At 44.4% G+C, this 11,421-nt stretch carries 8 protein-coding genes and 2 tRNA genes; 6 read left to right on the forward strand and 4 right to left on the reverse strand.

Annotated features, from left to right (window positions below; genetic code table 11):
- Window positions 1-131 precede the first annotated feature (131 nt).
- Together ACED25_RS21855 and ACED25_RS21860 are read right to left on the reverse strand one after the other, a co-directional pair.
- Window positions 132-207: transfer RNA gene (locus tag ACED25_RS21855), tRNA-His, on the reverse strand.
- A gap of 47 nt (window positions 208-254) precedes the next feature.
- Window positions 255-331 (reverse strand) — tRNA-Arg (locus ACED25_RS21860).
- A 297-nt stretch (window positions 332-628) separates the two neighbouring features.
- Between ACED25_RS21860 and ACED25_RS21865 the strand changes: the two genes are divergently transcribed.
- Complete coding sequence (locus tag ACED25_RS21865; RefSeq protein WP_371696090.1) at window positions 629-1,042, forward strand: cytochrome c5 family protein; 414 nt, start codon at window positions 629-631, stop codon at window positions 1,040-1,042.
- An 81-nt stretch (window positions 1,043-1,123) separates the two neighbouring features.
- Here ACED25_RS21865 and rep read toward each other — a convergent pair whose 3' ends face one another.
- Window positions 1,124-3,142, reverse strand: a complete 2,019-nt coding sequence (gene rep, locus ACED25_RS21870; RefSeq protein ID WP_012602966.1) for a DNA helicase Rep — start codon at window positions 3,140-3,142, stop codon at window positions 1,124-1,126.
- A 151-nt stretch (window positions 3,143-3,293) separates the two neighbouring features.
- Here rep and ACED25_RS21875 point away from each other — a divergent pair, with 151 nt between their 5' ends.
- From ACED25_RS21875 to ACED25_RS21890, 4 genes are all read left to right on the forward strand, one after another.
- Complete coding sequence (locus tag ACED25_RS21875; RefSeq protein WP_017096411.1) at window positions 3,294-3,911, forward strand: TetR/AcrR family transcriptional regulator; 618 nt, start codon at window positions 3,294-3,296, stop codon at window positions 3,909-3,911.
- Between the two features lie 18 nt (window positions 3,912-3,929).
- Window positions 3,930-5,036 (forward strand): efflux RND transporter periplasmic adaptor subunit, encoded by a 1,107-nt coding sequence (locus ACED25_RS21880; protein WP_009848083.1) that lies wholly within the window; start codon window positions 3,930-3,932, stop codon window positions 5,034-5,036.
- Window positions 5,037-5,047: 11 nt separating this feature from the next.
- Window positions 5,048-8,170 (forward strand): multidrug efflux RND transporter permease subunit, encoded by a 3,123-nt coding sequence (locus tag ACED25_RS21885; protein ID WP_009848084.1) that lies wholly within the window; start codon window positions 5,048-5,050, stop codon window positions 8,168-8,170.
- Window positions 8,171-8,289: 119 nt separating this feature from the next.
- Window positions 8,290-8,541 carry an accessory factor UbiK family protein gene (locus ACED25_RS21890; RefSeq protein ID WP_009848085.1) on the forward strand — a complete coding sequence of 84 codons (252 nt, stop codon included), beginning with the start codon at window positions 8,290-8,292 and terminating at the stop codon, window positions 8,539-8,541.
- 216 nt (window positions 8,542-8,757) lie between these two features.
- Here the strand turns inward: ACED25_RS21890 and ilvC are convergent, their stop codons facing one another.
- Entirely contained in the window at window positions 8,758-10,242 is a 1,485-nt protein-coding gene (gene ilvC / locus ACED25_RS21895; protein WP_017096410.1) for a ketol-acid reductoisomerase, read from the reverse strand.
- 146 nt (window positions 10,243-10,388) lie between these two features.
- Here ilvC and ilvY point away from each other — a divergent pair, with 146 nt between their 5' ends.
- Entirely contained in the window at window positions 10,389-11,279 is an 891-nt protein-coding gene (gene ilvY, locus ACED25_RS21900; RefSeq protein ID WP_102249041.1) for an HTH-type transcriptional activator IlvY, read from the forward strand.
- Window positions 11,280-11,421 lie beyond the last annotated feature (142 nt).

Raw genomic sequence — 11,421 nt, forward strand, 5'->3', positions numbered from 1 at the left:
CCCCCGACCCTCTGGTCCCAAACCAGATGCGCTACCAAGCTGCGCTATTCACCGACTAATTTCGTATCGACTCTTGGGAATAATGAATCAACACTGGAAGCCGAAGCTACCGATATTTTGTAAAGAAAGAATGGGGTGGCTAACGAGATTCGAACTCGCGACCACCGGAATCACAATCCAGGGCTCTACCAACTGAGCTATAGCCACCATTATTTCTTTTTGCCAATTCTCACTTACCTAAGTAAGAGACCGGATGGCGCGCCTGAAAGGATTCGAACCTTCGGCCTTTGGCTCCGGAGGCCAACGCTCTATCCAGCTGAGCTACAGGCGCATGCCCTGTCGGCGGAGTGGAATAATACGTATATCACCTTATGCCGTCTAGTACTTTTTTAACTTTTTTTTCTGTTTGGTCTCTTTTTCGACAGTTAATATGTGATAAACCCCTTATTTGAGTACTACAACCCACCGCAGCTTATAAGTTGTTGTTTATTGCAACAACTTATCGGGATATAATCACCCATTATTTACATTGGTTTAACAGTTGCTCTTTGCTGATAAAGCCAAAACACCCTTCCAACACTATAAATTGGTAAGCATGTACTTACCTTGGGAATGTAAAGTGAGTTTAATGGATATGTCTCGTCGAATTTTAAGCGTTGTCATCGCAGTTTTAACCTTTTCAACTGGCGCTATGGCTTCAGGCCTAAGCGAAGCAGAGCAAGATGCTATTGCTGAACGCATCAAACCAGTTGGCCAAGTTTACCTAGTCGGCAGCGAGCCAGTAGCCGCAGAACCAACAGGCCCTCGTGATGGCGCAGCAGTTTACGGTACCTTTTGTATCGCTTGTCACGCATCTGGCGTAAGTGGCGCACCTAAAACAGGTGACGCTGGTGACTGGAGTCCTCGTATTGCCCAAGGTCGCGACATTCTAGCTGACCACGCAATCAACGGCTTCAATGCTATGCCAGCGAAAGGTTCATGTATGGACTGTTCAGATGATGAAATCAAAGATGCTATCGAGCACATGATTGCTGGTCTGTAATTAAAAATGCCAGATTCAAAAAAGGTGACCTCATGGTCACCTTTTTTATTGGCTTTTATATAACGCGATGAAAGCAAGGAATTACTTCTTGTTGAACATCGCTCGAATGTTAGCAATGTGTGCCTGTCCTTTTTCCATTCTTTCTTCAGCGGATTGTGGTTTCTTAACACTTTCCCATTCCACATCTTCATGCGGCAGTTCATCGAGGAATCGGCTTTGTGTTGGCTTTATCAATTCGCCATACTGACGACGTTCACGACATTTAGTGAAGGTCAGCTCTTTCTGCGCGCGAGTAATCCCTACATACATAAGACGACGTTCTTCTTCTACGTTACCTTCATCGACACTGGTTTGGTGTGGCAAGATACCCTCTTCGGCTCCCATCAGGAACACATACGGAAACTCTAGGCCTTTCGATGCGTGCAATGTCATTAATTGAACTTGGTCTGCATCGTCATCATCTTCACCACGCTCCATCATGTCACGTAGCGTTAAACGTTGAACCACTTCTCGTAGGGTCTTCTCTTCTTTGTCGTAGTTGTCACCCTCAAGGTCAGCAACGATCCAACTATAAAGATCAGAAACGTTCTTCATTCTCATCTCTGCAGCCTTCGGGCTTGCCGAGGTTTCGTACAACCAATCTTCATAGTTAATATCACGAACCAAAGAGCGAACAGCCTCAACGGTATTGCCACGTTCAGCATTATCAGAAATACGAACAATCCAATCGCTGAAACGGCGCAGGTTTTCTAAACCACGACCAGTCAAAGTTTGCTCTAAACCCATCTCAAAGCTCGCTTCAAACAAGCTCTTGCCACGCATGTTGGCGTAGCTGCCTAACTTCTCAAGCGTCACCGGGCCTATCTCACGACGTGGTGTGTTTACAATACGTAGAAACGCGTTGTCATCATCAGGGTTCACCAACACGCGGAGGTAAGCCATGATGTCTTTAATCTCAGCTCTAGCGAAGAAAGACGTACCGCCAGAAATTTTGTAAGGCACACGGTTCTGCATCAACGCTTTTTCAATCAAGCGAGATTGGTGGTTACCACGGTACAGCACTGCGTAATCTTTATATTCAGTGCGGTTCAAAAACTTGTGAGCGATGATCTCACCTGTAATACGCTCTGCTTCATGCTCTTCATTCTTAGCATTCAGTACCTTGAGCTTTTCACCGTCCGGGATCTCAGAGAACAGTGACTTTTCATAAACGTGTGGGTTATTAGCGATCAAGATATTCGCTGCACGCAAAATTCGACTCGTTGAGCGGTAGTTCTGCTCTAGTTTGATCAAGCGTAAGTTCGGGTAATCCTCACCTAACAGCACCAAGTTTTGCGGTTTTGCACCACGCCATGAGTAAATAGATTGGTCATCGTCACCTACGACCGTCAAACGACCACGCTCTCCCACAAGCAGACGCACCAATTCATATTGGCTGGTGTTGGTATCTTGATACTCATCGACAAGTAAATAGCGAATACGAGACTGCCAGCGCTCGCGCACTTCTTGATTGGTTTTCAGAAGTAATACTGGCATCGCAATCAGATCATCAAAATCGAGCGCGTTGTATGCCTTCATCTGTTTCTGGTACATCTCAAAACAGAATGCAAACAACTGCTCTTGTTCGCCTTGAGCTCGAGCTTTCGCCTGATCTGGCGTCAGCATGTCATTCTTCCAATTCGAAATGGTGCTCATTAAAGCACGCAGCAGATCCTTATCACCATCGATCTGTCTCTCTGTTAGCTCTTTTAATAGCGCCAACTGGTCTTGGTCATCAAATAGAGAGAAGCCCGCTTTCAGACCCAGCGCTTTGTATTCACGACGAATGATAGTTAAGCCCATGGTATGAAAAGTCGAAACGATCAGGCCTTTTGATTCACCTTTACCCAGAGTTTGCCCCACACGTTCTTTCATCTCGCGTGCCGCTTTATTGGTAAAAGTTACCGCTGCAATATTGCGTGCCTTGTAACCACACTCTTGAACCAAGTAAGCAATCTTATTCGTGATAACACGTGTTTTACCAGATCCAGCGCCTGCTAATACTAAACAGGGGCCCGAAACATATTTCACGGCTTCATCTTGTCTTGGGTTCAGTTTCATTTGGTTCTCAATTTGGTCTATCGGAGCGAATTCAATTGCGCGCCTATAATAATGCTGCAACACCACGAATGCTACGCTCTCTTATGCAAGAATTTTATATCACATATGAAAAACTATGTTGCACATATGTGTGGGTCTTAGGCTATAATGAATGAACGTTCATTCATTAGTGAGTATATTATCACTGTCTGGTTCTTATTCTATGATAGATAAAAGACAACAAATTATAGATGCCGCCGAAAAACTGATTGCTGAATCAGGCTTTCACGGGCTTTCTATGCATAAACTAGCTAAAGAAGCAGGAGTTGCGGCAGGAACTATTTATCGCTACTTCTCAGACAAAGAAGAACTATTACAACAAGTTCGCTTAGCTGTCACTCAACGGAATGCTGGTTTAATTCAGCAAGGCGTTGAAGATTCGATGAGTCTAAAAGAACGATTTAGAAAAATGTGGCTCAACATTTTCGAGCTCTCGGGATCAAACATCTGCAATTTAAAGAATAGAGCTCAATACGACTCTTTACCTTGTATTCGCAGCCATGAGACCAAAGAGATTGAACGAAAAATGTTCCACAAAATAGATCAACTCTTTACTGAAGGTAGAGAGCAAGGGGTGTTTAAGCCTCTAGAAAACCCTGTTTTAGCAGCACTTAGCTTAGAAGTCAGTGTCACGCTGGCCCGTAAGCAATCTCTTGGATATTACCAACTTGATAAAAAAGCCATTGAAGCGGCGATTGAAGCAAGTTGGGATGCGATTATTACACACTAATTTGGAGTTCTAACTAGAATGAAAAAGTGGACTTTCTTCATGTTACTCATCGCTGTACTACTTTTCGGCAGCGTTATTGGGTTTAACATGTTTAAACAACAAAAAATTGCTGAGTTTATGGCTAACCGACCTGAGCCAGAGTTTCCAGTAACGGTAACAGAAGTTCAACCTATCGACTGGGTTCCTGTGATCGAAGCTATCGGCTTCATCGAACCTAACCAAGGTGTAACACTAGCGAATGAAACCAGCGGTGTTATTGACCAAATATCTTTTGGTTCTGGTACTGATGTTAAAAATGACCAACTTCTTGTTCGTCTTGATTCTGGCGTAGAAAAGGCAAATCTAAAGAGCTCTGAAGCTCGCCTACCTGCGGCAAAAGCAAAATACAAACGCTACCAAGGTCTTTTTAAGAAAGGTTCTATTTCTAAAGAAGCATACGATGAAGCAGAAGCAAACTTCTACTCTCTATCTGCTGATATTGAAAGCCTAAAAGCATCTATCGAACGTCGTGAAATTCGTGCTCCTTTCGATGGAAAAGTGGGCATTCGTAACGTTTACCTAGGTCAATACCTGCAATCAGGTACGGATATCGTTCGTTTAGAAGATACCAGTGTCATGCGCCTGCGCTTCACGGTTTCTCAAACTGATATCTCTCGCATCCATGTGGGTCAAGCTATCGACATCTTTGTTGATGCCTACCCAGAGAAGCCATTTGAAGGTTCTATCAGTGCAATCGAACCAGCAGTAAGCATCCAAAGTGGTCTTATCCAAGTTCAAGCAGATATTCCAAACAATGATGGCAAGCTTCGTAGCGGTATGTTCGCTCGTGCTAACATCATTCTGCCTAAGCTAGAGAACCAAGTTACTCTTCCTCAAACAGCGATTACTTTCACTCTATATGGTGACAATGTTTACATCTTAACTGAAGAAGACGGAGTTCAGCGTGTTGCTCAACATGTTGTAAAAGTAGGTGAGCGTACGGCTGATATTGCACACATCCTTGATGGTGTAAAAGCTGGCGATACAGTTGTAACTTCTGGCCAAGTACGCCTAAGTAACGGCGCCAAAGTTAAAGTTGTTGAAAGTGATGCAATCACTCCACCATCTGAAACACCTAAGCTGTAACTGGAGGCACAATGCGCTTTACTGATGTTTTTATTAAACGTCCAGTTCTAGCGGTATCCATCAGCTTTTTGATTGCTCTGCTTGGCTTACAAGCAATCTTCAAAATGCAGGTGCGTGAATACCCTGAAATGACGAATACCGTGGTGACAGTCTCAACTGGTTACTACGGTGCAAGTGCCGATCTTATCCAAGGCTTTATCACCCAGCCCCTCGAACAGGCTGTGGCTCAAGCGGATAATATCGATTATATGACATCTTCTTCTGTGCTAGGTAAATCTACGATTACCGTGAACATGAAGTTGAACACCGATCCGAATGCGGCATTGTCTGACATACTGGCCAAGACAAACTCGGTACGTTCTCAGCTACCTAAAGAGGCTGAAGATCCAACCGTAACCATGTCTACCGGTTCAACAACCGCTGTACTCTATATTGGTTTTACCAGTGACGAATTGGTATCGAGCCAAATTACCGACTATCTAGAGCGTGTAATCAACCCGCAGCTATTTACGGTTAATGGTGTATCTAAAGTTGACCTATATGGTGGTATGAAATACGCACTGCGCGTATGGCTAGACCCATCAAAAATGGCGGCGATTGGTCTGACTGCATCTGATGTAATGACGGTACTGAACGCTAACAACTACCAATCAGCTACGGGTCAAGCGACCGGTGAGTTCGTGCTTTACAACGGCAGTGCCGATACTCAGGTATCAAACACTGAAGAACTAGAGAATCTAGTCGTGAAAAGCGGAGAAGGTGAGATCATTCGCCTATCCGATATCGCGAAAGTTTCTCTTGAGAAAAGTCACGATGTTTACCGAGCAAGTGCTAACGGCCAAGAGGCGGTTGTAGCCGCGATCAATGCGGCGCCAAGTGCGAACCCAATCAACATCGCAGCTGATGTACTGGAACTTCTTCCTCAACTAGAGAAGAACCTACCAAGCAACATCTCAATGAACGTCATGTACGATTCAACTATTGCGATTAACGAGTCAATTCAAGAGGTTATTAAGACTATCCTTGAAGCGGCATTAATCGTATTGATCGTGATTACTTTATTCTTAGGTTCATTCCGAGCGGTACTGATCCCTATTATTACTATCCCACTGTCTTTGATTGGTGTGGCAATGGTAATGCAGGCAATGGGTTTCTCTTGGAATCTAATGACACTACTTGCAATGGTACTTGCCATCGGTCTAGTGGTAGATGATGCGATCGTAGTACTTGAAAACGTCGACAGGCATATCAAGCTCGGCGAGTCCCCTTTCCGTGCAGCGATTATCGGTACCCGCGAAATTGCGGTGCCTGTTATCGCAATGACGTTAACGCTAGGTGCGGTATATGCTCCAATTGCGATGATGGGTGGTATTACAGGCTCGCTATTTAAAGAGTTTGCATTAACCCTAGCGGGTTCGGTTTTCGTATCAGGCATTGTGGCACTAACGCTCTCGCCAATGATGTGTTCGAAAATGCTGAAAGCTCACGCTGAGCCAAGCAAGTTTGAGCAGAAAGTTCATAGCGTGCTAGATGGCATGACTAACCGTTACGAGCGTATGCTTGGTGCGGTAATGCAACATCGTCCAGTATTTATTGGTTTTGCTATCATCGTATTTGCAAGTTTACCGTTGTTGTTCAAATTCATCCCTAGTGAGCTAGCACCTTCAGAAGATAAAGGTGTAATCATGTTGATGGGTACAGCACCGTCGAATGCAAACTTAGACTTCATGCAAAATACCATGAACGACGTAAACCAGATTCTGTCTGATCAGCCAGAAGTTGCTTACGCACAGGTATTTACAGGTGTGCCAAATGCAAACCAAGCATTTGGTATCGCGTCTATGGTTCCTTGGAGCGAACGTGAAGCAAGCCAATCAGACGTAGCAAACCGCGTTGGTAATTTGGTGAAAGATGTTCCAGGAATGGCGGTAACTGCATTCCAAATGCCAGAACTACCCGGTGCTGGTTCAGGCCTTCCAATTCAATTTGTCATAACAACGCCAAACAGTTTTGAAAGCTTGTTCCAAATTACCACAGACATTCTGGCTGATGTCTCTTCAAACCCGTTGTTCGTATATTCAGATCTCGACCTGAACTACGACTCAGCAACCATGAAGATCAACATCGACAAGGATAAAGCAGGCGCATACGGTGTGACCATGCAAGATATCGGTATCACGCTCGGTACCATGATGTCTGATGGCTACGTGAACCGTATAGACTTGAATGGCCGTTCTTACGAGGTTATTCCTCAAGTTGAACGTAAATTCCGTTTGAACCCAGAATCAATGAACAACTACTACGTACGTGCTGCAGACGGCAACGCTGTACCACTAGGCAGTTTGATTACGATTGATGTTGTGGCAGAGCCTCGCTCTCTTCCTCACTTCAACCAATTGAACTCGGCGACGATTGGTGCGGTACCGGCTCCAGGCGCTGCAATGGGTGATGCAATTGCGTGGTTTGAAGACACGGCAGCGAATAAGCTTCCAAGTGGCTACAACCATGACTACATGGGTGAAGCACGCCAATACGTAACAGAAGGTAGCGCACTTTACGCGACCTTTGGTTTAGCTCTGGCAATCATCTTCTTGGTATTGGCGATTCAGTTTGAATCACTGAAAGACCCACTGGTTATCATGGTATCTGTACCACTGGCGATCTGTGGTGCCCTAATAGCTCTGGCTTGGGGCGCGGCAACGATGAACATCTACTCGCAAGTTGGTTTGATCACCTTAGTCGGCCTGATTACCAAGCACGGTATCTTGATTTGTGAGGTTGCGAAAGAAGAGCAGCTGCACAATCAAAAAACTCGTATTGAAGCGGTAATGGAAGCAGCGAAGGTTCGTCTTCGTCCAATCCTGATGACAACGGCTGCGATGATCGCGGGTCTAATCCCACTGATGTACGCAAGTGGTGCGGGTGCGGCTCAGCGTTTCAGTATTGGTATCGTAATCGTTGCTGGTTTAGCAATTGGTACTCTATTCACGCTATTTGTACTGCCAGTGATTTACAGTTACTTAGCTGAAAAACACAAACCTCTACCTGTATTTGTTGAAGACAAAGACCTAGAAAAACTAGCTCGCGTCGATGAAGCAAAAGCAGCGCACAGAGAATTAGCTGATAATAAGTAATCACTAAGTCGTAATAACAATAAAAAGGCTACTTCGGTGGCCTTTTTTTGTACGCCATAGGCGACATCGCAAGTGTGATTAAATAGAATAGTGGTAAATATTCAGGAGTTTTAATTGATATGTTTGATCCAAAAAAACTAGAGCAGATTGCTAAGCAGATCCACGATTCTATGCCTCAACCAGTAAAAGAGCTTGGTTCAGATGTAGATCAAAAAGTTCGCCAGGTTATCCAAGGCCAACTGAACAAGCTAGACGTTGTAAGCCGTGAAGAGTTTGATGTTCAAACACAAGTACTACTGCGCACTCGCCAAAAGCTGACTGAAATGGAACAAAAGCTAGCGGACTTAGAAGCAAAGATTGCCGACAAGTAAGCGTAAAGAAAGAAAACTGAAAGTCTACGAAGACTGAACAAACAATGTTCATTTTATTGATTTTTAAGACTTTGTTACTAAAAGCAAAAAGGCTTGGTCAACGGCGACCAAGCCTTTTTATTAGATGTTGTGTTGCTTATTTATAACTCCAACCTGTAAGGAGTTAGTGATACTGCTTCGCTTTTTCTGCAAATTTATCAGTATCTAAGCGACAAATTAACCGCCTACAGCGATACGCTTCATGTCGCTCATGTAGCTACGTAGCTCTTCACCAATATACTCTACAGGGTGGTTACGGATAGCTTCGTTTACTTCAATTAGTTTAGCGTTATCAACTTGGTTAGATGTTTCACCTAGACCACGGCCGATTACGTCTGTTGCTACTGAAGGCATGAACTTCTCACGTAGTAGCGGTGTTGCTACGTTAGCAAATAGGTAGTTACCGTACTCAGCAGTATCAGAGATTACAACGTTCATTTCGTAAAGACGCTTACGAGCAACTGTGTTTGCGATTAGTGGAAGCTCATGTAGAGATTCGTAGTAAGCCGACTCATCGATGATGCCAGATGCTGTCATTGCTTCGAATGCTAGCTCAACACCAGCGCGAACCATAGCAACCATTAGGATACCGTTGTCGAAGTACTCTTGCTCTGAGATTTCTACGTCAGAAGCTGGGTAGTTTTCGAATGCTGTTTCGCCTGTCTCTTCACGCCAGCCTAGTAGGTTCACGTCATCGTTCGCCCAGTCAGCCATCATTGTGCTAGAGAAGTGACCAGAGATGATGTCATCCATGTGCTTGTTGTAAAGCGGACGCATTAGGTCTTTTAGCTCTTCAGAAAGCTCAAACGCTTTAACTTTAGCAGGGTTAGATAGACGGTCCATCATGTGAGTTACACCACCGAACTTAAGTGCTTCAGTAATCGTCTCCCAACCGTATTGTAGAAGTTTACCTGCGTAGCCTGGTTCGATGCCATCAGCAATCATCTTCTCGTAAGATACGATAGAACCCGCTTGTAGCATGCCACATAGAATAGTTTGCTCACCCATAAGGTCAGATTTAACTTCAGCTACGAATGAAGACTCTAGGCAACCTGCACGGTGGCCACCAGTACCTGCAGCCCAAGCTTTAGCGATATCCCAGCCTTCACCTTTAGGGTCATTTTCTGGGTGAACAGCGATCAGTGTTGGAACACCGAAACCACGCTTGTACTCTTCACGTACTTCAGAACCTGGACACTTAGGTGCAACCATTACAACGGTAAGGTCAGCACGTAATTGCATTCCCTCTTCAACAACGTTGAAACCATGAGAGTAACCAAGAGCAGCGCCTTCTTTCATTAGAGGCATTACTGTCTCAACAACATTAGTGTGTTGCTTGTCGGGAGTAAGGTTAATAACTAGGTCTGCTTGAGGGATTAGCGTTTCGTAGCTACCAACTACAAAGCCGTTTTCGTCAGCATTCTTGAATGATTGACGCTTCTCATCAATTGCAGCTTGGCGTAGAGCGTAAGATACGTCTAGACCAGAATCACGCATGTTTAGACCTTGGTTTAGGCCTTGAGCACCACAGCCAACAATGACGATCTTCTTACCTTCAAGGTATTCAGCTTCAGTCGTAAATTCTTCACGATCCATGAAACGGCAGCGACCTAATTGGTCTAGTTGCTCACGAAGGTTTAATGTATTGAAATAGTTAGCCATTGTAGGGCACTCCTTTAAAAATAAGTCCGTAAGGTCGATATCTCTCTATCGAATGACTTCATACTAAAACAGACACTCCGTTGCTGAAAGTGATATATTCACAATTAGTTATTGCAATAAATGCAACATGGAAACGATCGCAAAACATGAACATAAAATCTCTACAATTATTTATACATTTATGTGATAGCAAGAGTTTCAGCAAAACAGCTGCTGCTATGCACGTCAGTCCTTCTGCCCTTAGTCGTCAAATACAAAAGCTTGAGGAAGAAACAGGGCAAGAACTGCTTATCAGGGATAACCGAAGTGTTGACCTCACACCAGCAGGGAAACATCTGTTACCTGTGGCATTGAGCATCGTTGGCGAGTGGCAGCAATATAATCTCCACCTAAAAGGCGGAGAACAGGAGCTCAAGGGTGAGATCCGCATTTTCTGTTCCGTAACAGCAAGCTACAGTCACCTTCCTGAACTCATTACCGAATTCAGGGCTATTCATCCGTATATTGAGTTTAAGCTCTCTACTGGTGACCCAGCGCAATCCATCGACAAGATCTTAAACGATGAAGCAGATATCGCGATCTCAGCAAAGCCAGACATCCTTCCTTCAAGGTTAGAGTTCGAGACCATCAGCGATATTCCACTATCAGTCATCATCCCATCTGGTGTGAGTAGCTTTAGCCAGCAACTGCAATCCGATAAGCCAAACTGGAATGAAGTGCCTTTTATCATTCCGGAAGCAGGGACTGCGCGAGAACGTGCGAACGCATGGTTCAAAAAGGTGAAGATAAAACCCAATATTTACGCTCAGGTATCAGGTCATGAAGCGATCGTCAGTATGGTTGCCCTTGGTTGTGGGGTTGGTATTGCGCCAGACGTTGTAATCAACAACAGTCCTGTGAGAGATAAAGTCGACCGCTTAAAAATAGAACCAATCAAGCCGTTTGAATTGGGAGTGTGCTGTAAGCGATCGCAGTTAGAAAATCCGTTGATTAGAGCATTTTGGCAGGTAGCTGAAGGTAAATACCTTCAAGACTAGTTATCTATAAGTGAAAACAAGCAAGTGTGGAGTCACAGATAAAGAGCACGTTAGTGCTCTTTTTTGTTTTTCTAAACGACAAATATGAAAAAAGCCCGCTGATTTCTCAGCGGGCTTTTCAATGGTGGTGGAGGGATAGGGA

Source organism: Vibrio sp. 1F263 (genome assembly GCF_041439035.1).
In the GTDB taxonomy this organism is placed as follows: Bacteria; Pseudomonadota; Gammaproteobacteria; order Enterobacterales; family Vibrionaceae; genus Vibrio; species Vibrio tasmaniensis_A.